Origin of the sequence: Bacillus sp. FSL K6-1145 (assembly GCF_038003425.1) — a bacterium.
Taxonomy (GTDB): Bacteria; Bacillota; Bacilli; order Bacillales; family Bacillaceae; genus Bacillus; species Bacillus pumilus.
In genome coordinates, this window is sequence record NZ_JBBOPC010000001.1 from 3,510,778 (window position 1) to 3,534,078 (window position 23,301).

Annotated in this window: 23 protein-coding genes and 1 riboswitch; of the genes, 1 reads left to right on the top strand and 22 read right to left on the bottom strand. The window is 41.4% G+C overall.

Annotated features, from left to right (window positions below; genetic code table 11):
* Positions 1–32: 32 nt before the first annotated feature.
* The 11 genes from MHH41_RS17885 to MHH41_RS17935 all read right to left on the bottom strand — a co-directional run bounded on the left by MHH41_RS17885 (position 33) and on the right by MHH41_RS17935 (position 12,448).
* Entirely contained in the window at positions 33–1,451 is a 1,419-nt protein-coding gene (locus MHH41_RS17885) for a glycoside hydrolase family 1 protein (RefSeq protein WP_226804460.1), read from the bottom strand.
* Complete coding sequence (locus tag MHH41_RS17890) at positions 1,423–3,330, bottom strand: beta-glucoside-specific PTS transporter subunit IIABC (protein ID WP_106029439.1); 1,908 nt, start codon at positions 3,328–3,330, stop codon at positions 1,423–1,425. The genes MHH41_RS17885 and MHH41_RS17890 overlap by 29 nt, the downstream gene beginning before the upstream one ends.
* 328 nt (positions 3,331–3,658) lie before the next feature.
* Positions 3,659–4,492, bottom strand: coding sequence for a BglG family transcription antiterminator LicT (licT, locus tag MHH41_RS17895; protein WP_340866614.1), 834 nt, complete (start codon positions 4,490–4,492; stop codon positions 3,659–3,661).
* Positions 4,493–4,716: 224 nt separating this feature from the next.
* Positions 4,717–5,532: a YwqG family protein gene (locus MHH41_RS17900; RefSeq protein ID WP_340866615.1), complete on the bottom strand. Its 816-nt coding sequence runs from the start codon at positions 5,530–5,532 to the stop codon at positions 4,717–4,719.
* A 172-nt stretch (positions 5,533–5,704) separates the two neighbouring features.
* Positions 5,705–6,544, bottom strand: coding sequence for a methyl-accepting chemotaxis protein (locus tag MHH41_RS17905; protein WP_106032041.1), 840 nt, complete (start codon positions 6,542–6,544; stop codon positions 5,705–5,707).
* Between the two features lie 150 nt (positions 6,545–6,694).
* Positions 6,695–7,429, bottom strand: coding sequence for an energy-coupling factor transporter transmembrane component T family protein (locus tag MHH41_RS17910; protein WP_106035748.1), 735 nt, complete (start codon positions 7,427–7,429; stop codon positions 6,695–6,697).
* Entirely contained in the window at positions 7,419–9,017 is a 1,599-nt protein-coding gene (locus MHH41_RS17915; RefSeq protein ID WP_340866616.1) for an ABC transporter ATP-binding protein, read from the bottom strand. The genes MHH41_RS17910 and MHH41_RS17915 overlap by 11 nt, the downstream gene beginning before the upstream one ends.
* The gene (locus MHH41_RS17920) at positions 8,992–9,591 is read right to left on the bottom strand and encodes an ECF transporter S component (RefSeq protein ID WP_050944573.1); all 600 of its coding nucleotides are present in this window, start codon (positions 9,589–9,591) and stop codon (positions 8,992–8,994) included. Before MHH41_RS17920 ends, MHH41_RS17915 begins: the two co-directional genes overlap by 26 nt.
* The gene (tenA, locus tag MHH41_RS17925; RefSeq protein WP_050944574.1) at positions 9,588–10,274 is read right to left on the bottom strand and encodes a thiaminase II; all 687 of its coding nucleotides are present in this window, start codon (positions 10,272–10,274) and stop codon (positions 9,588–9,590) included. The genes MHH41_RS17920 and tenA overlap by 4 nt, the downstream gene beginning before the upstream one ends.
* A gap of 87 nt (positions 10,275–10,361) precedes the next feature.
* A riboswitch (TPP riboswitch) is annotated at positions 10,362–10,465 on the bottom strand.
* 56 nt (positions 10,466–10,521) lie between these two features.
* Positions 10,522–11,649 carry a hypothetical protein gene (locus tag MHH41_RS17930; RefSeq protein ID WP_226804466.1) on the bottom strand — a complete coding sequence of 376 codons (1,128 nt, stop codon included), beginning with the start codon at positions 11,647–11,649 and terminating at the stop codon, positions 10,522–10,524.
* 142 nt (positions 11,650–11,791) lie between these two features.
* Positions 11,792–12,448, bottom strand: coding sequence for a type 1 glutamine amidotransferase domain-containing protein (locus MHH41_RS17935; protein WP_003215149.1), 657 nt, complete (start codon positions 12,446–12,448; stop codon positions 11,792–11,794).
* A 253-nt stretch (positions 12,449–12,701) separates the two neighbouring features.
* On the opposite strand from MHH41_RS17935, the gene MHH41_RS17940 reads away from it, so the two are divergent.
* Complete coding sequence (locus MHH41_RS17940; protein WP_003214630.1) at positions 12,702–12,866, top strand: hypothetical protein; 165 nt, start codon at positions 12,702–12,704, stop codon at positions 12,864–12,866.
* Positions 12,867–12,900: 34 nt separating this feature from the next.
* On the opposite strand, the gene MHH41_RS17945 is transcribed toward MHH41_RS17940, so the two are convergent.
* The 11 genes from MHH41_RS17945 to MHH41_RS17995 form a co-directional block, all read right to left on the bottom strand.
* A complete protein-coding gene (locus tag MHH41_RS17945) occupies positions 12,901–13,272 on the bottom strand; it encodes a DUF1304 domain-containing protein (RefSeq protein ID WP_050944576.1) in 372 nt (123 codons plus the stop codon).
* 5 nt (positions 13,273–13,277) lie between these two features.
* On the bottom strand, positions 13,278–13,532 hold the full coding sequence (locus tag MHH41_RS17950; protein WP_012011773.1) for an ORF6C domain-containing protein: 255 nt from the start codon (positions 13,530–13,532) through the stop codon (positions 13,278–13,280).
* A gap of 207 nt (positions 13,533–13,739) precedes the next feature.
* Entirely contained in the window at positions 13,740–16,121 is a 2,382-nt protein-coding gene (locus MHH41_RS17955; protein ID WP_335355908.1) for an immune inhibitor A domain-containing protein, read from the bottom strand.
* Positions 16,122–16,310: 189 nt separating this feature from the next.
* Entirely contained in the window at positions 16,311–16,604 is a 294-nt protein-coding gene (locus MHH41_RS17960) for a putative quinol monooxygenase (RefSeq protein WP_339206358.1), read from the bottom strand.
* Between the two features lie 25 nt (positions 16,605–16,629).
* Complete coding sequence (locus MHH41_RS17965; protein WP_003214802.1) at positions 16,630–17,268, bottom strand: nitroreductase family protein; 639 nt, start codon at positions 17,266–17,268, stop codon at positions 16,630–16,632.
* Between the two features lie 14 nt (positions 17,269–17,282).
* Entirely contained in the window at positions 17,283–17,726 is a 444-nt protein-coding gene (locus MHH41_RS17970; protein WP_003215380.1) for a MarR family winged helix-turn-helix transcriptional regulator, read from the bottom strand.
* 181 nt (positions 17,727–17,907) lie between these two features.
* Positions 17,908–19,209, bottom strand: coding sequence for a pyrimidine-nucleoside phosphorylase (locus MHH41_RS17975; protein WP_106035751.1), 1,302 nt, complete (start codon positions 19,207–19,209; stop codon positions 17,908–17,910).
* Between the two features lie 25 nt (positions 19,210–19,234).
* Positions 19,235–20,416, bottom strand: coding sequence for a NupC/NupG family nucleoside CNT transporter (locus MHH41_RS17980; RefSeq protein WP_340866617.1), 1,182 nt, complete (start codon positions 20,414–20,416; stop codon positions 19,235–19,237).
* Positions 20,417–20,582: 166 nt separating this feature from the next.
* Entirely contained in the window at positions 20,583–21,254 is a 672-nt protein-coding gene (gene deoC, locus MHH41_RS17985) for a deoxyribose-phosphate aldolase (RefSeq protein ID WP_137054167.1), read from the bottom strand.
* An 83-nt stretch (positions 21,255–21,337) separates the two neighbouring features.
* Complete coding sequence (locus MHH41_RS17990; RefSeq protein ID WP_003214694.1) at positions 21,338–22,282, bottom strand: sugar-binding transcriptional regulator; 945 nt, start codon at positions 22,280–22,282, stop codon at positions 21,338–21,340.
* 60 nt (positions 22,283–22,342) lie between these two features.
* Positions 22,343–23,218, bottom strand: a complete 876-nt coding sequence (locus MHH41_RS17995) for an aldose 1-epimerase family protein (RefSeq protein WP_340866618.1) — start codon at positions 23,216–23,218, stop codon at positions 22,343–22,345.
* Between the last annotated feature and the right edge of the window lie 83 nt (positions 23,219–23,301).

The window sequence follows — 23,301 nt, forward strand, 5'->3', positions numbered from 1 at the left end:
AACCGCAGTATGAATGGTTTGTCTTTTTTCTTTTATGCATCTAAATGATCACCATTTGTCGCAATCACTTGTTTATACCAATCGAAGCTTTTCTTTTTCTTTCTATCTAATGTACCTTTTCCTTCGTTATCACGGTCGACATAAATGAAGCCGTACCGTTTTTTCATTTCAGCTGTTGATGCGCTGACAAGGTCAATTGGGCCCCAGCTTGTATAACCCATCAAGTCTACTCCGTCTGCAATGGCTTCTCTCGCCTCTAGCAAATGGCTTCTGAGGTAATCAATTCGGTAATCGTCTTGAATGGAACCGTCTTCTTCTACTTGATCGACAGCTCCCAATCCATTTTCTACGATAAACAATGGTTTTTGGTAACGGTCATATAGTTGGTTTAGTGTTGTACGAAGTCCTTTTGGATCAATTTGCCAGCCCCAATCACTTGCTTCTAGATAAGGGTTTTTCACGCCTTCAAATAGGTTACCACCAGTCACTTGTCCAAGAACCTCTGGATCTGTACTTGTCACAAAGCTCATATAATAGCTGAAGCCAATATAGTCCACTGTATGGTTTCTTAGGATGTCTTCATCACCATCTTGGATCTCAATATGAATTCCATTTTCGCGGAAGTATCGTTTCATGTAACCTGGGTAGTAGCCTCTTGCCTGTACATCTGAGAAGAACAATGTTTTACGATCTTGATCAATCGCTGCAAACATATCTTCTGGTCTTGAGCTGTACGGATAAGTTGTCATCGCTGCGATCATACAGCCGATTTTCGCATCAGGAATGATTTCGTGTCCTGCTTTGACAGCTAAAGCACTTGCAACAAATTGGTGATGCGCTGCTTGATATTGAATGCTTTTCTCGTCTTCGCCCTCTTCAAATACAAGTCCGCCACCAGTGAAAGGCGCATGTAACACGACGTTGATTTCATTAAAGGTCATCCAATATTTCACTTTGTCTTTATAGCGAGTAAACAACGTTTTCGCGTATGTTTCATAAAGATCGACAAGCTTACGGTTTCTCCAACCGCCGTAGTTTTTCACAAGTGCAAGCGGCATTTCATAATGAGAAATCGTGACAACTGGTTCAATTCCATGCTTATGCAGTTCATCAAATACTCTGTCATAAAAAGCAAGGCCTGCTTCATTTGGTTCAGCATCGTCGCCATTTGGGAAAATACGTGGCCAAGAAATGGATAGTCTGAAGCATTTGAATCCCATTTCTGCAAAGAGTGCAATATCTTCTTTATAGCGATGGTAGAAGTCAATCGCATCATGATATAAGTTCAAGTCTTTCATTGATTCATCGAATGGATGCATAATCCCGTGCGGTGATACATCAGCTGTCGATAAGCCTTTTCCATCTTTATTATAAGCACCTTCAATTTGGTTGCCCGCAACAGCGCCGCCCCATAAGAAACCTTTAGGAAATGTTTTTTCTAACTTGTTCATGTTGAATGCCCTCCTCGTTTTCTTCTACACTGACTGTGAGCAGTGTCTCTTGTACTGAAATCGTGCCTTCTGTTTTCGCATCAACTTGTGCAAAATCGTTTGTGTTGGTCACAATAATTGGTGTGGTGACATCATAGCCTTCTTGCTGAATGCCCTCGATATCAAATTCAACGAGCACATCTCCTGCTTGAACAAGATCACCTGACTCTACATGACTTGTGAAATGTTTTCCGCCGAGCTTCACCGTATCAATTCCAACATGAATGAGAAGCTCAGTGCCTTGGTCACTCTTTAAGCCAATGGCATGTTTCGTTTGAAAAATGGTTTCAACCTTGCCGTTGAATGGTGCTACTACACGTCCAACTGCTGGGACAATAGCTGTACCTTTACCCATGATTTCATTAGAGAATGTTGCATCATTTACTTGATTTAGCGGCTTTAATTGGCCTTCAAGCGGGCTTTGTACCACTTCATTTTGAAGTGCTGCTGTGTCTTTCTTTTCTTCTGGTTTGTCTGCTTTTGTATCATCTTTCACTGGTACATCTTTGAATCCTAGAACAAGTGTCATGATCGTTGCTGCGACAAAGGCGATTACTAAGCCGATGATAGAGTAGACAAATGTTGGGCCAATGAATGTCGGGAGACCCGGGAGACCTGCTGATCCAGATATCACATATGATTTTACTTTAAAGATTGACATGAACACGCCGCCTGCTGCTGCACCAATGAGGGCTGCAAGGAACGGTTTTTTCAATCGCATGTTCACACCATACATAGCAGGTTCAGTAATACCCATTAATGCAGTGATACTTGTAGACATCGCCAATGATTTGAATGTTTTGTTTTTTGATCTTAAGAAGACACCGAATGCTGCGCCTGCTTGTGCCATATTTGCTACAAACATCATTGGAAGAATGAAGTCAAAACCGTTTAACGTAATGTTGTTGATCATGATTGGAAGTAGTGCATAGTGCATGCCCGTAATGATCAATGGTGACATGAAGCCGCCGATCAAGAGTCCGGCCAAAATACCTGCATGTTTGAACAATAAATCAATTCCACCTGAAAGGCCATTTCCGATAATCCCACCAAGCGGTCCTACTGCGATAAGCATAATTGGTACTACGACAAGAAGTGTGACCGTTGGAACAAGGATGATCTTCAATGATTTTGGGCTATATTTTTCCGCGAATCTTTCAACATATGAGCCGAGCCAGATGGTGAGTAGAATCGGAATGACCGATGAAGAGTACACAACGGCAACCACTGGTAGCCCTAGAAATTCTGTATTTCCTGCGCCTAGTAAAGCCGTTAACTGCGGGTGCAGTGCGGCGGCTGCAATGGCAGCAGCGATATACTGATTTGTGCCAATTTTTTTGGCTACGCTTACAGCAAGCAGAATCGGTAAGAAGTAAAAGGCTCCGTCGCCGATAGCTGTTAAAATTGCATATGTGCTGCTTTTATCCGATATCCACTGGAACGTAAGCATGAGTGCCAAGATCCCTTTGATCATACCGGCACCAGCAATGGCTGGAAGAATCGGTGTGAAGACACCAGAGATAAAATCGAAAAGCTTAGATATCACATTTTGTTTTGACGCTTCTTCTGTACCGCCTGATTTTACATCTGTTGACAGGCCTGAGTCAGCAATCATCGCTTGATAGACATTTGAAACATCATTGCCAATAATAACATGATATTGACCTCCGCTTTGATTCACACCCATGACGCCGTCTGTTGATTGCAGCTTCTCCTTATCCGCTTTGCCTTCATCGTATAAGTTGAAGCGAAGTCTTGTCATACAATGCGTGACTTGCTTAACATTCTTTTCACCGCCGACAAGCTCTAGAACTTCTTTTGCTGTTTGTTTGTGGTTCATTGTATTACCCTCCAATCGTTGATTAAATCATGATATAGAAAAAACCTAAACATCCATTAATGTCCGAAAAATAGCGATTCAGACATTAATCGATATTTAGGTTTTGCCTGCTTAACCAGTAACAATCCTTCATAGCGATTGATCGTTATTTAATTTTTATAAGTCTTTGGATATAAAAAAAACCTAAATCATGCCTTATCAAAGATAGGGACAATGATTTAGGTTTTGCCTGCTTGACCAGTAACAATCCTAAAAGATTGTGGGTTATGTTGTTTATAGTTATAAAGTATCATGTTAATTTTATGATGTCAACGCTTTCTTTTTAAATTTATTTTCTTTTTATCACTCTGTCGATATGCAAAGTTAAATATAGCATCTCATCTTCTATGAGACTTCGGTTGTGTTCTTTTTGAACATAATCGTTAATTTTCTCAGCACATTGGAAAGCTGCAGTGTTTTTCTCTTTTACGACCTCATACAGGAATTCATTCTGATTTTCCATTTGTGTTTCGTTAAACAGACGCTGTCCAAAAAACTTCAAATGCGTGACAAAACGGAAATAGTTTAATGATTCCTCGTCTAAATCAATTTGAAAGTGATACTTGACGATATTTAAAATATCTTGAATGAGTTTGGTAATTTGAATCACGTTCGGCATTTCTTCATTGAGCTCTGCATTGACAATGTGCATCGCAATAAAACCGGCTTCATCCTCAGGAAGATGAATGTTGAGCTTGTCCTGAATAATCCGAATCGCTTCTACACCACACATAAACTCATCTTTATACAACCGCTTAATTTCCCAGAGCAGGGCATTTTTGATGTCCATTCCTTTTTGATGACGTTCAATAGCAAAAGTGATATGATCTGTCAGTGTCACATAGATGCTGTCATTCAAATTTTTATTAAGGGTTGTTCTCGCATGATCAATAATCGCCTCACACACTTGCATATACTCGATTGGAATATCATAAAGCAGGGTTTTGAATTTTTCTGATATATCTTTATTTTGAATGGAAAATACTTTCTCAATACGTTCTTGGTCAATCGGGTCTCCACTTTTCTTTTGAAAAGCGATCCCTCTGCCCATAATGACCAGTTCATGCTGCTCGTCATCATACGCACTGACCACATTATTATTGATTACTTTCGAAATGATCAATTGATACCCCCCAGTACATTCCGCTTTTTCGAGCATCTCATTGTTGATTGATATGTCATGTTATTATTATTTTCAAAAAAGAGGACTTTAAGATGATTTTACATTTTTTTTTGATACGGTCAACTAGAAAGAATGACATATTACCTCTCAAAAATGACGAAATAGGGGCAAAAAAGTCTAAAAACATACACAAAAACACTCTATAAAGAGTGTTTTTTACAAAATTAGGAGCAATCCCAATTATAGACGACATTCTCGAAATTTTTTCGTTTGAGGTCTTCTGGTTTGATAAAAAAGTTGGCGATTCCGCAATCTCCCCACAACATGTCCACTTCATCATCTGAGTCGATTTGTAATAACAGAACGGTATGTTCCTGGTCTTCGTAGGTACGCGGGTCCTCTTGTGTAAAGCCTGGATATCCACCCAATTTGTGACCAAAGCCACTCTCTGTCTCATAAAATTCATCTAACAAGGCATCTGCTTCATCTCCATCAATACCTTCTATATCTTCGAATAGGTCCCAGCTTCGCTTACCTGTGATTTTCTCAAAGCGGAAATCTTCTACACTAATCGTTTCACTTGATCGTTCACCTGTAATGGCGCCTTCCTTCGTTACAGGAAAATAAAAATCATCAGGAATTTTCACAAAAGAAAAATCAGTCAACAACTCTTCTTCTGCCAAGAAAGGTTCCTCAATAAATTTGATCCGAAAATCTCTTTGCTCTGTTTTATGGTCAATATTCATCCCATAAAGATCATCATGCACAGAAATAAAAATTTGCAGAAGTCCTGTTTCTGGATAATCCTTCAGCTTCGGCAGCTGGCCAAAATTAATTTGTGCCAAAAGCTTCATAGGGTGTCCTTCACCATCAACTGGATATTCATCGTTTTTAGGGAAGTAAGGATCACCTGCAATTTTGCTGTCGTATGGTCCTGTTTTTCCTTGTTTCATCTTTAGTTGAATCGTTGGCTGTTCCGTTTGATCTAACATTTTACGGTAAGGTGCTATGATTTCTTGCAGCTTCGCTGATTGTGTCACGATGGCCTTCCTCCTTATGAATAGGTCTACTGACCAGACTAGTATCTCTTTTTCTATCATACAGAAGTGTACACTGCCTGTCAGCGATCAATCGGTCAATATCCTAACAAGTTCCTTACCTTAAAACGAAAAAAACCTCCGATTGATCTGGAGGTTTTGGTCGATCTATTTTTTATTTCACTTGATAATTCACTAAGTCTTCTGCGAGTGATTTCATCGTTTCATTTGTTTCATGAAGGCCTTCAATAATTTTTGTGAACGTGCCTACAAGCTCTGCTTGATGCTCAGAAGAAGCGACAATTTGTGCTATTTCTTCTTCCATTCCTTTAATCGATCCCTGCACATCTTTTAACGCTGTTTCAATATCAGTTGTCGCTTGTTTCGCATGAGTTGACAGCTTTCTCACTTCCGTTGCGACCACTCCAAAGCCTGCTCCTGCTTCACCTACTCTTGCAGCCTCAATTGATGCGTTGAGTCCAAGTAAGTTCGTTTGATCAGAGATACCTTTGATAAGATTGGACACTTGATTGATTTTAGAGGAATTTTCTACAGTGGTTTTCGTGTTTTGTAGAATTTGTTCACTTGTCGCTTGTAGTTCCTCTGAATGTGCAGCAACTTGCTGTACCATTGCGACTAGTTTTTCGGAAGCTTGGTTGCTCTCTGTCATGATGTCATCTAATCGTTGTTGATTGGTCTGATCATAGGCAACGCAGAAAGCAGCGACTACTTGACCCGCTTCATCTTTAATTGGAACGGCTACAATATCCATTGGAATCCCGTATACTTCTTTCGGAATTTGGATAAACGATGGCTCTCTCCCATTTTTCAACATAGAAAAGTTTTCGAATCCTGGAGCTACGATATCTCCAGCTTTAAACCCTAGGTCAATGTTTCCGTGTTGCTGATAATAAAGAACCTTCTCTTTCCCTAAAACAGAAAAGGTTAGTTGCTCTCTCATAGCTAGTCCAATGATTGGTAAAGCGTCTATTATGTTATCAATTTTCTGTGACATTCGCTCACGTTCATCCTCTCTTTTTCTCAGTACATTCTCTTTATCGGTTCGTTATAAGATCTATTACAGCCTGTAATGTGTACTAATATCAATCAAATGACCTAAGACATATAAAAAGCCCACATTCTATCAAGAGAATGTGGGGGGTTTTTAAGAAAAAGACATGCATATCAAGACACTGATAACGATGAGCAAAAGATACATATAGTCGATCCATGAAGTGCTGATGACATGATAATACGTCCGCTCCCTCTCACCCGTGAAGCCTCTTGCTTCCATCGCAATGGCCAAACGTTCTGATTTTCGTACGCCCTGTGTAAAAAGTGGAAGTGCATAACGCATAAAGGCTTTCCAGCTGTTTTTTTGCTTATAGCCTCTGATTTTATGTGCCGCCTTCATTTGCTTTAATTCACTTTGAAATAACGGAATAAACCGGAAGCCAGCAAGCATTCCATACGCCCATTTTGGCGACATTTTGCACTGATGAATGAGGCTCATCATAAATGCTGTCAAATCTGTTGTGGACGTAAACAGGAGACCGAATGTCACAAAGCCAAGCATTCTGAGAGCGATGGTGAGTCCATTTCTTAAACTCTCCTCTGTCATATGAAACCATGCCCATTTCCAAACAGTATGATCCCCCTTGCCAAAGGCCGCCATCATCCAGAACACGAGAATAAAAAAGAGCAGATAAGGGACAAGTCTTGTGAAAAGATACTTCAAATTCCATCCGCCTAAGACAAGTCCAACACAAAGTGCAAACAGCCAGATGATGAAGGTTGTTTTAGGATCAGATATCGCCATGAGACAACACATCGCAAGCAGATGAGCGAGTAATTTGATGACTGGATTCACAGTGGAAAGAAAGGAGTGATTACTTTGCAATCGTCAGCACATCCTTTCTTTCAGCCACATAGCGATAATGCAGCGGGGCTCTCAGCTGATAAGCATCGACAAGTTCCTGATTTGAAAACAAATCATAAGGCGTGCCATCATACACATGCTTTCCTTGATGAAAAAGAAGCACTTGATTGGCACACTCATCGACAAGGTCCATATCATGTGTGACCATTAAAATTGTGGTACCTTGGCGTTGACGCTCTTTCAAGCGCCTGATTAATTCCTTCGCTGTTCTTTCATCCTGTCCGAAAGTTGGTTCGTCTAACAATAGGACATCCTGATCAAAAAGGAGCATTGTGGCCACACTCAACCTTCTTTTTTGACCTAAGCTTAAAGTGAAAGGATGAGCTTTTGCATGTTTTTCTAAACCGAACTCTTTCAACAGCTGAATTGTTTTTTCTTGCACAACGGATTCTTGCCAATTACGCTGCCTTCCACCAAATGCAATTTCATCGAACACTGTATCTTGTATGAATTGAAGCTCCGGATTTTGAAACACAAAGCCTGCCTTTTCATATAGTTCTCGGTCTGACCACTTTTTAAGGAGTGTCTCTTTTAAAAAAATGTGGCCTTTTTTCGTTGGCTCTAAACGAACCAAATGTTTAAGACATGTGCTTTTCCCGCTTCCATTTTCCCCAATGATCGCCACCCAATCCCCTGCTTTGATATCAAGCTGAAGATCACTCATAATCCTCTTTTTCCCGTAGCTTAATTGAAGATCTTCTGAACGAATGATGGTCTCCCGCTTAGTCGACGGCACTTTTTCATTCTGCTTCTTTCTTGCTTCAAAGGTTTGCATAAGCTTGTGACTCATTGGATGAAATGGATCTTGAAGGATCGCAGACCATTTCTCGGGAAATAATTTCGGCCTCCAAATTCCTGCCTCTTTCATTTCTTTTTCATATGTCGTCAATACATCTTTTGGAGACCCATCTGCTAAGATGCTGCCTTGATCGTCTAATAAAATCACCCGGTCCATCCATTCAATGACACCATCTAGCACATGCTCTACAAAAATCATGGTTTGTCGCTGATCAGCTGCAAGCTGCTGTAGAAGTTGAAATATCTCCATTCTGCCTGCTGGATCAAGCTGTGCGGTCGGTTCATCAAAGAACAGCACATCTGGCTCTAATGCTAGTAAACAAGCAAGCGCCAATCGCTGTTTCATGCCGCCAGATAATGTGAGAATGTCTGTATTCGGATCGACATCGAGTTGAACTTTTTGCATGAGCTGTTGAATGATGCCATCCATCTCGTCACGAGGGACGGAGCGGTTCTCCAAGCTAAAAGCAATTTCTTCATTGACGCGATGCATACAAAACTGGGAATCAGGGTCCTGAAACATGACGCCTGTATGTCTTTGCAATATCACTTCACCCTGCATGTCAGCTTCTAAATGTTCTGGAATGATGCCAGCCAGAACGGAGATGAGCGTGGATTTACCGCTGCCGCTTGGTCCTAAAATAAGCACCTTTTCTCCTTTTTGAATGGAAAGAGAGATTTGATGCAAAACGGGCTGAGGCTGTTCATAAAAACGGACAGTGAGATTATTGCACGCGAGAAATGAATCCATGCTGTTCACCTTTGTTTCGTTTTTCTTTCATGATGGCATATTGATTTAGTACACCGGTTTTAGATAATGCGTCCACCACTACTTTTGCTAAACATCCGCCCAGTATCATTCCGCTGATGATTTGAGTCATCAGTGTGATGAGTAAAACTTGAGGCGTGTAATAACCAAAGCCATTCGCAACGAGGCTGTAAGCCATTGCTCCAACAGCTGCAAAGGCACCTGACAGCATCAGTGTCCACATGCGATATCGTTTATAACCAAAAAGAGCAAAAGCAATTTCTGCCCCAAGCCCTTGGCATACACCAATCAGCAGGGCTGCAAGACCGAAGTGGCTGCCTGTTAGTAATTCCACTGCGGCAGCGGCTGTTTCTGCAATCAGGGCAGCTCCCGGCTTTTGGATGATATACGCGACGATTGGACTGGCAATCACCCAAATGCCAAACATGATGTTGCCTCCTGCTGGGCCAACAAGTGCTGTAATGGGTAAGTAAAGTGTGGACCACCCTAAATAGATGACACCACATGCAACGGATAAAATGACAGCAAGGACAACTTCTTTCATCTTCCATGTCATGATGAATGCACCTCCAATGGAACTGGCCAATCTTCCACCGTAAACGCCATATCCCAAAACTTGTACTCAAGCTGACAGCTTAAGATAAAGTGCTGTTTCATTTTTTCCTTTTCTTTCTCACTTGCTGCTTCCGCCAGCTGATCGAGCCGCTTGCAAAGCTCTACTGTAATAGAGTCGGTTAACCCTCCATAAAATGTGATCCACTCATAAAAAGGATGTGATGGGTCAGGCTGCACATCTGCGAGCATTCGTTTCCCGATTTCCCAATATGTCCAAGGGCATGGAAGCAGGACAGCGATGATTTCTCCAAGCGTGCCTTCCTTGGCAACTTGCAGCATATGATGAATATAGTGATGAGCACTCGGAGCAAGCGGGGCACCTTGGAGCTCATCATATGATACACCTGCCACTCGGCAAAGATTTTGATGAGGGTGTGTCTCACTATCTAGTACAAACGCAATCTGCTGATGGAAAAAGGCAATATCTCCTTTGTCTGTACATCTGCTAAGAGCCGCTGCATAAATTTTAATAAAAGCATGTAAATATTCTGCATCTTGTTTGACGTAATGAATGATCTGTTCCTTTTCCAGCTTTCCTGCTGCCAGCCCTCTGACAAACGGATGCTGATAAATGGCTTCAAATAATGGTTCTGTTTCTTCTCTTAATTGCGCTGAAAACGTCATAAAAAAAGCCTCCTCTTCTTCAGTTGAATAAATGAAAAAGCCACCCCAAATGGAGCGGCCTTCTTATCGATTCAATCATGAATAAGACGAGGTCCAGCTCCACTTCCCTCCGCTAGTACAAACTAGATCAGGTTCAAAGGGTCCAAGATTTTCTCTTGTCTCAGTCATACATGACTCCCCTAGTGGACTTTTGTCATTTAATTATCTTTACTCTACACATGTAGAGATTTGCTGTCAACCGCCTTTCTTAATTCAACGTTCTGATCGTAGGCAGCTTTTCGATCCCTGCAGCATAGTAAAAATTAAGGACACTGAAGAAATCAATTGGTTTTCCCGTTTTCAAATCAACAGCTAAAATATGATCGCCGTAATTTGTCATATCATCAATATCTAAACGCCTTGGCGTTGTCTTTCCAAGTGTATCAACAAAGCTACTATGGTAGTATTGCCCGCTAGCAAACGATGATTCATGATACATAAATAACGTCTCCACATCTAAGTAGACGAGAATGGCCTCAGATGAACTCGCATAAGGAGCAGAGTACGATACTGGTGCCGAAATACTTTTCACTTTCACACTTTCAACAGAATGGGTTCTCTGATCATATTTTCCGTCATAGGAGAAATAAAATACACGCTCCCATTTATAATCGGCGGTCTTAGATTGTTTGTTATACACTTTTGTACCATTAGCGAAAACATCCCCTTTCGCATACTCAGCTACAAAGTATTGCAGGGTGGAAGAGAGGGAAACAGCCCCTGTGAAATTGGGTGGATTTTTTGCATTCACTTGTAACGTGTAAGAGTCTCCGAAATTTCCACCGCTTGTGATACCGAATGCGTAGTCACCTGCTGGTAAATTGGTCAAACCAAGGAGACTGCCTGCTGGCTGAATCAAGTCCGTCGGATAAGCTTGTCCAGTTTCATAATCAACAACAAATAATTGTACGAAATAATCGGGATTTGAAGAGGTAATTCGGCTGATGAGTGCCTGAGGTGAAGTCGTACTTAACAACCATAAATCGACTGGGTCATCCTCTGATAAGACAACCGATTGGTTGATGGCTAGTCCATCAATGGAGCGAACGGAAGATGTACGCATCTTACCATCTTTAGCGGCTTTTCGTTTGATACTGATTCCATTTTTCTTATCTACTTTAAAAGATTTTTTTAGCTGCTTCTTTTGGATAGCGGTTCCTTCATCCTGTTTCAAAAACGAGTCTTGCACTTGCTGAATGGCTTTTTCCGTCAGTGGTGACAATTTCCCATCTGATTTCGGTGCTTCTTCTGCTTTTAATACTGGTGAAAATAAACCTGTTGTGACGAGTAGAATGGATAATAAAGCTGCAGTGATTTTTCCATATAATGCTCTCACAGGAACATCCCCTTTTTCCTCAATTGGGTTTTTTACCCTGTGAATATTTTACCATTATTTCATTCATTGTTATGGTCTTTTTTAGGAAATCTTTATGACAAAAAAACCAGCCGTATTTGCTACGACTGGTTTTTTGATCACTTTATGAAATGGTTTTAACAAACAGGCGTGCTGTTTCTGCACTAGAACCTGGATTTTGTCCAGTAATGATTTGTCCGTCAACTACAGCGTATGGTGCAAAGGCATCTCCTTTTTCAAACGCTGCCCCTTGCTCACGAAGTTTTGTTTCCAATAAAAATGGAACTTTTGATGTCAGCTGAACAGCTTCCTCTTCTTCGTTTGTGAAGCCTGTGATTTTTTTACCTTCGATAAATGATTTGCCATCTTGATCCTTCACATCAATGAATGCTGAAACGCCGTGACAAACAGCTCCAACTGCACCATTTTTGTTTGAAATAGCTAAGATTGCATCGGCTACCAGTTGATTAGACGCAAAATCGATCATTGGGCCGTGTCCTCCCGCAAAGAAGATGCCATCATAATCAGCTGGGTTCACATCTGTAAGCGCCTTTGTGTCTTGAAGTAATTCATATACATCTTCATATTGCGCTGGAACACCTTCTGGAATTGAATTTTTATCAATAGGGACAGTTCCACCTTGAATAGAGACAATTTGAACGTCTAGTTCATTTTCTTTAAAAATATGAAATGGCTCTGCCAACTCTTCTAGCCATAAGCCTGTTGGATGTCCGTTCATTTCTGAACTGCTTGTCGATACTAATAACACTTTCTTACTCATCTTGATCATCCTTTCGATTTATCATGTTTTCATTTTACATTTTGCGCAATTAAATATCAAGCAATCGAACTTCGGTGCAACTCTTTATGGTATACCCGATTTTCTGAAAAATATGGCATGTCATTAATCTAATCAATATGTCACATTCTATTGGTAGGGAATTTCATGTAAAATTGTCATTGAGTGATATCATATGAGGTAAGATGGATAGACCTCACGGATGTGAGGGGACTTTTAAAGGAGTGGAAAAGAGATGAAAACCTATTCGATTGTGATGATCATCATCACGCTCTGTATCATATTGGCCGTCTTTTTGATGAACTTAACAGGGGTCATGTATGGAAAAATTATTTTGGCTGTTGCCGTTGCGCTATGTCTGACATCCATTATTCGTCTAATGGGTCTTCGAAAAAGATAAAAGCCGCCCTTTACTCGGGCGACTTTATTTATGGTTAAATTGCCAGGATAAGCGCAATTAATGCAAGAAGCGCTGGTACTCCTTGCTTGACGATGATTGATTTATTAGAGGTCACACCGCCAAATACCGCAGCGATGATCACGCAAATAATGAAAAATAGCTGAATCATATATCCAACAGTATTCGATCCGAGAATGAGCCCCCAAATCAGTCCTGCAGCTAAAAACCCGTTATAAAGCCCCTGATTGGCAAACATCACTTTTACATTTGGATCCTTTTGCAAGTGTTCTGGCAGCTTAAAGGATCTCTTTGCCATCTTTGATTCCATAAAAAACATTTCTAATAACATAATGACAAGGTGTTCTAATGCGACAATTCCTACTAGTATTATTGCCAAAATATTCAATTTAGTTAATTCCTTTCTGATAGACGATCACGAATCTCTATTTTATCCGTGTATAAATCAAAGTCTTGTATTAATTCAAGCGCTTCAGTAAAGCGGCTTTGTGGAATGTCTTTCATTTTCCTCACACCAAACTCCTTTTTAATAAAAGCCATGATGGTATTGATATGAAGCTTACCGTGACCATCATACTCCAAATGGCTGCAAAAAGTCTGCATCGTCCCTCTAATCACCTTTAATTGCTTAGCAGTGACACAACTCATTGGTAACGCTCATCCTTTCCTTTGTTTTAACAGCTAAAAAGAACCATGTATGAAAGAAAAACCTTCCAGTCTCTATTATATAATGATTTCATTCGGATATCAAAATAAAAAAGAACAGACATTCGACCAAAAAGCCGCCCTTTTCATCAAAAACAGTTTATTACCATAGCAAAAAGCCGGATTCAATGGTAGAATCCGGCTTTCTGTTTAGTTACTTTTAGAAATTAATACCTTTCCAACAGAACGATCCTTACTTTGTCCAACGACTTTAAAGGATAGACCGTATGTTGGGACATCACGCCCTGCATCTGGATTATTTGGATTCACATAATTCTTTTTATCACTAAATGTACGAGTCGGGCGAATATAGCGATCTACCAACGTTAAGCCAGTTGTCGCTGTATAATCAATATTGAGCTTCGTACTTGGATTCAAAGAAAATGCTGCATCATGTACTTGGAAACCTGTGGCTGCAATGGAGCCGTCACTCCACTTCAATACTTGCTGATCTGCATCTACTACCCCAAGGAAACCGTTCCCTGGGTGTTTTCCTACCCAGTTATCACTGTAGGATTGATCGACATACCACACGACCAAACCGTTATTATAGCTCATGAGGCTTGCCCCTCGTTTGATATGCTTTAACCCTTTATCGACGTCAGCATATGAGCGCCACTCTAGTAAATAGTATTGAGCTGCATATTGTTTTCCATTCGATTTCGAGAATCCGTTAAAGGTGAAAGTAGATGTGCCCTCGGCATCATCTGACCACACTTTCGTCCCATCTGCAGTGATGTTTAAATCATCTACAAATAAGCCTGGCAGTGAATAGCCTGCATCGGTTGTATAGCGGAATTGCAGGTCAATTTTCTTCCCTGCATAAGCAGAAAGATCAAATGCTGCATCTACCCATCCGTCTGATTTTCCGTCAATTCCATTGCCTTCGTTCGCTCCAGCTTCATTTCGATCGTTCGTGATGTTACCAGCAATGGTCTTCCACTGATCAGTTCCTGTTTCACGAACTTCTACATACGCATAATCATAATCTTCTTCGATATCGTACCATGCTTTAAATGTCAGCTCTGCTTTGCTCCCTTTCGACAAATCGATACCTGTTGTCGTCATGGTCGCATTTAAATTGTCACCCGTTCCGCTGAAGTACGAATTTTGTCCTTGAGCAGGTTTTGTGACAACAATCTCTTTATCTGGTAAATCTACCCGAACCGCATCATGGTTCGTTCCTTTTGTTGCTGCTTCATCAATCAGCACTGTTTTGCTTTTCTTTAATGTTTTACCATCAATGGTTTGTCCAGTAAGCCAGTTACCACCATGTAAGTTTTGAAGCATTTCTTTCGCATATGGACTAAAGCCTGTTGGTTCCGTTCCAGGGACTTTACCTGCCCAGCTTCCGCTTGACATGATCGACCAGTAGGAAACGGGCTCGCCTCCTCCTGTGTACTGTGTATCGTACTCATCAGGAAGACCAAGATCATGTCCGAATTCATGTGTGAATACGCCTGCCGCGCCATCTTCAGGCTCAATGGTGTAATCTAACGCGCCTAACTTTCCGCCTTGTCCGACTTCAGATTCAGTGTTTGGAATTTCAAATACATCACCAAGTGACCAGCGGTGCGACCAAATCGCATTAGAGCCAAGTTGTCCGCCGCCAGCTTCTTCACCTACGCCAGCATGAACGACCATCAGATGGTCAATGATGCCGTCTGGTTCGTTATAAACGCCGTCGCCATCCATATCATAGCGGTCCCATTGATCATATTCACCGAGATCAATGTTCGGGTCCTTTGCTGCTGCTTCGAGTGCTTCTTTCACCAATTCACGCGGTCTGCCGTCACTGCCTGATTCATCAGGTACGTTCCCGCCATAATAGGCTGCTTCATGCTTCGCTGTATACCAGCCAGCCACCGTTCCACTGATCGTGTAACTGCCGCCAGACTGTTTCTCATAATATTGCTTCATGGATACTTTTCGTTTCCCATCTGGACCGATGTAGCCATTTTTTCCGAAAAGCATGTCTTGATAGTGCTGCTGATCGTACTTGTCATAGTACATATCAGTCTCTTCTTTTTTAATACTATTATGCTTATAATCTTTAAAATCTACTAATAAAACCAATACCTTATCATTGCGAACTTCGCCTTTATACTTTTCCTTTTTGACCGGTTTTACATGATTGCTTTCTTTTCCATTATGCTTCTTTAACTTTTTCTTTTTGGCTAATTTGTTATGTACCTTTTGTTTGTATTCTTTCAGAAATTCAGGCTCTTCTGTTAAGGTGCTTGCACTTTGTTTCATAGCAGATTCTTCTTTTTTCTTTAGATATTTCTTTAATGCTTTTTGGGTTTCTGCTTCATTGGCATTCTTTTTGATCTTTCCTTGTTTTTTCAAGGCTTTGATGAGACGGTCTTCATTCACAACACTTGCATCGAATGGAATACCTGAATAATGACCGCCGTCTGAGGATGTTGACTTTTCTGTAGTGTGGGCAGATAGTGGGGTGCTGAAAGCTGTCAATGTGCCTAAACCGAGGACAGCCGTTAGTGCAATGCTCGTCCATTTCCCTTTTTTCATTTTGGTTCCTCCCTAATTTGGTAATAAATAATATCTCATTCTAGCATATTCCAATATACTTAAGTCGAAAAACATTTTATTTTCAGAAATTTTGTGGAAAATGCACAATACGGGAATGAAATGGGTGGAACAAGGTGTCGAAAATAAAAGAACCCTAGACGATAAACGCCTAGGGTGTTTGTTGTTTTACTATGAAAGTTGCTGGCCTTGAAAGGCAACAACGTCAAGTGGAGCGGCTAAGAATTCTTTTGCCTTCGCTACGAAAGCTTGGAAATGTGCACTCGCATTATGGCTCTGAACCGCAGCGTCATCTTTCCACACTTCTACCATTAAGAAGGTATGTTCCTTATCTGTATCCTTGAACAGCTTGTAGGATATATTGCCTTCTTCGGCTTGTGAAGCTTTCATTAATGCATTGATTTCTTCTAGAAATACGTTTTCTTTTTCTGGATGAATGGTCATCCCTGCATGAATAATAATCATCTAATCGTCTCCTTTTTAAAAGATATTATTTCCACTCTGTAATGCGTTCAATCGGTAAGCGGTAAGAAGCATAACCTTCGTCAGCAGCTTTCCCAATTGATAACAGCATCACTGGTACATAACGTTCTTTATCCCAGCCAAATGTTTCAGCGATGACTTCTTTATCAAAACCGCCAATTGGATTTGTATCATAGCCGTGTGCACGTGCTGCAAGCATAAGCTGCATAGACACAATTCCACCGTCAATTAAGATTGTTTCGCGATTCACTTGCTCTGGAAGTACCTCAAAGTGTGCAGTTAGTGCAGCAATTTGTCTTTCTTTCACTTCTTGCGGCATGTAGCCATGCTCTACTGCTTTTGAATAAATTTCATCTAAGTATTCATTGCTTTTCATATCTGCAAATACTGCAATGACAGCTGCTGATGTTGACACTTGAGTTTGGTTGAATTTTGCAAGTGGTGCAAGCTTTTCTTTACCTTCTGGGCTGTCAATGACCATGAAGCGCCAAGGCTGTGCATTCACTGATGATGGTGCAGTTGTTGCTTCTTCTAGAATCTCTGCCATTTCTTCTTTGCTGATTTTCACAGCTGGGTCATAGTTACGAATAGAACGGCGTCCTTTCAAAATTTCCATAAAATCGTTAGTTTTTAATGTTGTAGCCATGTTGAAACACTCCTTTAGGTTGTTTGAATCTTTTCGATGTTTTGTTGTATTCGGCTGAGCACATCAGTGAGAAGCTTTCGTTCTTCGTCACTTACGTTTTCAAGCATTTCTGAGATAAATCGTTCTTTTTCTTTTTTAGAAGCTTCGATTCTTGTTCTGCCTTCTTCTGTCAGACGAACAAGTGTGACTCGATTATCTTCTGGCTTTCTTCTGCGCGTGACCATTCCTTTTGCTTCTAACTGTTTTAAGTGACGCGTCACAGCCGCACTATCAATATTTACTTTTTTCTGCAAATCTGACTGGCTGATTTCGTCTGCTTGGAATAACAGTGATAGCAACTCTAGTCTTGATTGGCTGATGCCCGTGCATGCTTCGAACTTCACGCCCATCATACGGTTCACACACTGCAAACGGTATAATACCTCTGCTTCTTCAGAGCAAAATGCAGTCAATGCCATCCCCTCTTTTCTATTCAGATCAATTAGTTGATATATCAATCATTGACTCGTCAACTAATATACACCCATTATTTAATGAATGCAAGAGGTTTGTTTCATAAAGTGAAATTTTTTATCTCAATAGAAAAAGAAATGAACAAAAAAAGGACAAAAGCGGCGAAGCACTTTTGTCCTTTTTTCTTTATTCTGTGATCACAGTGTGAATGAGAGTTGGTGCATCAGCATGATCTGCGATGCGGATGTTGTCATAAATTTTCTCCACGACATTCGCAACATCTTCACGATTTGCATGAAGTGTCACGAGTGAATCTCCTTTTTCAACACGATCGCCGACTTTTTTGTTCAGCATGATGCCGACAGATAGGTCGATCTCGTCCTCTTTTGTCGCACGTCCTGCTCCAAGAATCATCGCTGCAACACCGATCTCGTCTGCGACGATTTCAGCAACCACACCTGATTCCTTTGCAGGAACGTCGATTTGGTAAGGGGCTTGCGGCAGTTTTTCCGGCTGATCTACAATCGAGCCGTCCCCACCTTGATTTTCTAAGAATTCCTTGAATTTCTCAAGTGCTTTGCCGTTTTTCATGACTTCAATTAGCTTTTCTCTTGCTTCATCAAGCGTTTCTGCTTTTTTCGCAAGAACGACCATTTGACTTCCTAAAGTGAGCACAAGCTCGTTTAAGTCTTCAGGGCCTTCGCCTTTAAGCGTATCAATCGCTTCTTTCACTTCAAGGGAATTTCCAATCGCTAATCCTAGCGGCTGAGACATATCAGAGATGACAGCCATCGTTTGTCTGCCAACGTTGTTTCCGATGCGGACCATGGCTTTTGCAAGCTTCTCAGAGTCTTCAGGTGTTTTCATGAAAGCACCTGCACCTGTTTTCACATCTAGTACGATCGCATCTGCGCCAGCAGCAATTTTCTTACTCATAATAGAGCTTGCAATGAGCGGGATGGAGTTAACGGTTCCTGTCACATCACGAAGGGCATAAAGCTTTTTATCCGCTGGTGTCAGGTTGCCTGATTGACCAATGACCGCTACTTTATGACGGTTCACAAGCTCGATGAATTCGTCTTTTGTAATTTCTACGTGGAAGCCTTTTACCGCTTCAAGCTTGTCCACTGTACCGCCTGTATGTCCAAGGCCGCGGCCAGACATTTTCGCAACAGGTACATCAAGTGCAGCCACAAGAGGAGCAAGTACAAGCGTTGTTGTATCGCCTACACCGCCTGTTGAGTGCTTGTCTACTTTAATACCCTCAATGGCAGAGAGGTCAATCGTGTCTCCCGAGTTCGCCATAGCGAGCGTTAAGTCAGCACGTTCTTGATCCGTCATATCTTGGAAGAAAATCGCCATAGCCAAGGCACTTGCTTGGTAGTCAGGAATTGTTCCGTCCGTATACTCTTTGACAAAGAAAGAAATTTCCTCTGAAGATAATTCTTTTCCGTCACGTTTTTTCGCAATGATATCTACCATTCTCATTGTTTTCACCATTCCTTTTCTTAAATTAGTAAATCAAACCGACAACGCCTGCTGTTAAGAAGCTGACAAGTGTTGCACCAAATAGAAGCTTTAATCCAAAGCGTGCGACAACGTTCCCTTGTTTTTCGTTTAAGCCTTTGACTGCTCCAGCAATGATACCGATAGAAGAGAAGTTCGCAAATGATACAAGGAATACAGAAATGATCGCTTCTGTACGAGCAGTGAAATGGAAAGCATCACCGGACAGGATTTGCATTGCCACAAATTCGTTGGAAACCATTTTAGTTGCCATAATGCTTCCTGCTTGTACTGCTTCGCCCCAAGGTACACCAACAATAAAAGCAAATGGGGCAAATACATAACCAAGTACATCTTGGAAAGAAACACCGATGACAGCTGTAAAGATTCCATTAATCATCGCAATTAATGCAACGAATCCAATCAACATCGCAGCGACAACAATCGCTACTTTGAAACCATCCATAATATATTCGCCAAGCATTTCAAAGAAGGATTGCTTTTCTTCTTCTACAATTTCAATCATGTCTTCGTCCTTAGCCACTTCATAAGGATTGATGATAGACGCAATAATAAACCCACCAAATAGGTTCAGCACGAGTGCTGTTACAACATACTCTGGTTTAATCATTTGCATGTATGCACCGACAATGGACATCGATACAGTTGACATCGCAGATGCACACAATGTATAAAGACGTTGTTGAGGTAATAATCCGAGCTGTTTCTTAATGGAAATAAAGACTTCTGATTGACCTAAAATCGCAGACGCTACTGCGTTGTAGGATTCTAGTTTCCCCATTCCATTTACTTTACTAAGCAAATACCCGATTCCGCGTACGATAAGCGGGAGGATACGCCAATGCTGCAGGATACCGATCAATGCCGAAATAAAGACGATCGGCAGTAAGACATTGATGAAGAAAGTTGACGCCTTATCATTCATTAATCCGCCAAATACGAAGTTGATTCCTTCACCGGCATAGCCTAGAAGCATTTGGAATCCCCTTGCAAAGCCCCCGACTAGAAAGTTTCCAACACCTGTATTGAGCAGAATATAACCTAAAATAAATTGCAGTACAATCATGACAATTACTGGACGGAATTTTACTCGTTTTTTGCCGTTACTAGCCAGCCATGCAATGGCGAGAATCACCAGCAAACCGATGATACCAATCACGTATTTCATGTTTTTCCTCCTCGAATGAATTCGTTTACATTAATGCGCTTGTATGGAACAAACCCTATTTCGCAAACAAAGTGCGGAAGAAATTCCCAGAAGTGAGATCCTTCCGCATATGACTTTTTCATCATTTATGAGTCACGAATGTTATCCTACCATAGGATCGTATGAATTAATAGTCTTTCGAAGGAGCTGATTGATCCCCTTTGATAATAGAAACGCCTGCACTCGCACCAATTCGGGTAGCGCCTGCAGCTAGCATTGCCTCAACATCTTCTTTTGTTCTCACGCCGCCTGATGCTTTCACACCGATGTCAGGTCCTACTGTTTTACGCATTAATGCGATGTCCTCAGCAGTTGCACCGCCTGTACTAAATCCAGTCGATGTTTTCACAAAATCAGCGCCAGCTTTCACTGAAAGCTCACAAGCTTTGACTTTCTCTTCATCTGTGAGTAAGCACGCTTCAATAATGACTTTCACAAGTGCCTTCCCTTTTGCTGCGTCTACAACTGCACGAATATCTTGCTCAACTGCATCATATTCGCCGTCTTTCAATGCCGCAATATTGATGACCATGTCCACTTCGGTTGCACCGTTCTCAATGGCATCCTTTGTTTCAAATGCTTTCACTGCTGTTGTGTTTGCACCTAGCGGGAAACCGATGACTGTACAAACATCAACGCCTGTTCCTGCTAGTTCTTTCGCCGCAAGAGACACCCATGTTGGATTCACACAAACAGATGCGAACTGATGAGTCTTTGCTTCTTCAAGTAACTGCATGATTGCAGCTTTCGATGTATCTGGTTTTAGTGCTGTATGATCAATAAGATTTGCTATCGTCATGCTTACACTTCCTTTTAATTATGATACTTTCATCATATATGACCGATGAACATTTGTAAACATAGTTATGAAATTTTGTTCATCTATTTTGTGACATTTAAAAGAGCCTTTGCTGTATGCTGATCAATCATCAATACGTTCGCATATTTTCCTCTTAGTGCCCCGTGGATAGAAGCAACCTTGCGATGTCCGCCAGCAACAAGAATAGAGCGTTCTTTTGTTCTTAAATCATCAAGCTCCACGCCAATCGTACGGTTGTTAATCGCTTCACTGCAAATGCGTCCTTCTTGATCATAAAAGCGCGAACAGATGTCCCCAACGCTGGATGCTTTGAGCAGTGCTTTTTCTTCTTCGCGGAAGTAACCAAGTCTAAACAAAAGGGCTTCATCTCTTACCGTTCCAACAGTGAACACAGCAATATTCGCCTGTTTGCCCATTTCAATGATGCGCTGAATATGTCTGTCCTGTTCAACCATCTCCTTGACGGCAGCACTATCAAATACAACAGGAAGCGGTAAATAGCGCGGTGCTGTTTGAAAGGCCTCGGCAAACAGCTGGATGGTTTCCGCAGAATATGTATTCACATGGGAGTGGCTAATCCCACCCTTCAGCTGGACAACCTCTACACCTTTGACCTGTTTAGGTTGCATCTTTTGAGCAATTTGATACATGGTGGTTCCCCAGCTCACACCAACGATATCACCGTCTTTTACTGTGTTTTGCAAGTACTCAGCACCAAATTGGCTCAAGTATTCAGTGATCGTTGGATAATCATCTTTGGGCGAAAACACCACATGAGCTTCGAGCAGGTCATATTTTTCCTTGAGCAATGAAGACAGCTCATTCAAGTCTTCAAACGGGTCCATTACCGTTATCTGGACGTACCCCTTCTCCTTCGCATATTGAAGCAGCCGAGATACAGTTGGTCTCGACAGGTCGAGCTGTTTGGCAATTTCCTGCTGGCTGTAATCCGATAAATAATACAGCCTTGCCGCTTCAATACTCAGTTGTTGTTTCTCCCGATCCATTCGTACGCCTCCTTTTTTCTTCTATCATAACAAATTGTTCAACTTATCATGCACAAATGTTCATTTGAAAAAAATCGTATAGGCGGCTTGGAAGGTCTCATTCTTCTCTAAAGTTTGAATACCGAACTTTTCCTTGTACTGCCCATTCGTCCCTTCAACATCGGCAATACCGTACCAAGGCTCAATACAAACAAAAGGAGCCATTGTGCCCGTTTCTTGATGATAAGGTGACCAAATACCAACGAACGGAAAACCAGTGAGATCAACCTCAACCCCGTGACCTGCCTGAGACACCAATGACACTCGATTGATATGACTAAAGATCATCGCATCATGCTGAAAAAGCTCTGGTCGAAGCTGAATTGGTTTAAGCTGAATGCTTTTTTCTTTCTCCCTGACAAGTGAATTTTTCAGTTCATATTGGACAGAAAGATGCTCAGTAGAAGGCGTCAATGTCAGGGAATAATCTGCTGTGCGCTCTCCTTCAATTAGCGGAACTTGAAATGCGGGGTGACCTCCGATGGAGAAATACATCGTGTCATCTCCGACATTATCAATTTCCCAGGAAATCATCAGACCATTTTCCGACAGCTCGTATCGAATACGGGCGGTAAATTCATAGGGATACTGCTCGATGTGGCGGCCTTTTGATTCATATTGAAAGGTCACTGTATGTTTCGTTTCTTCATGTAAATCAAAATCAACATCACGCAAGAATCCATGCTGCGTGAGCTCATAGGTTTGATCATCTATCTTGTATTGGTCATTCTTTAATCGTCCAACAATCGGGAATAAGACAGGCGACACCCTGCCCCAGTATGCAGGATCTCCAGACCACATATATTGACGTCCACTTTCCTTATGAAGCACCTCTCTGACCTCGGCACCCCTCTCATTGATCTGAATCAATAACTGATCATTTTCAATTGTTCTCATTTCACACATCCCCTTTCCATCTTCTTTTATTATGACAGGGATTTTGGTTTTGAGTATAAAAATAAGGCAGCCTTCCTGACCAT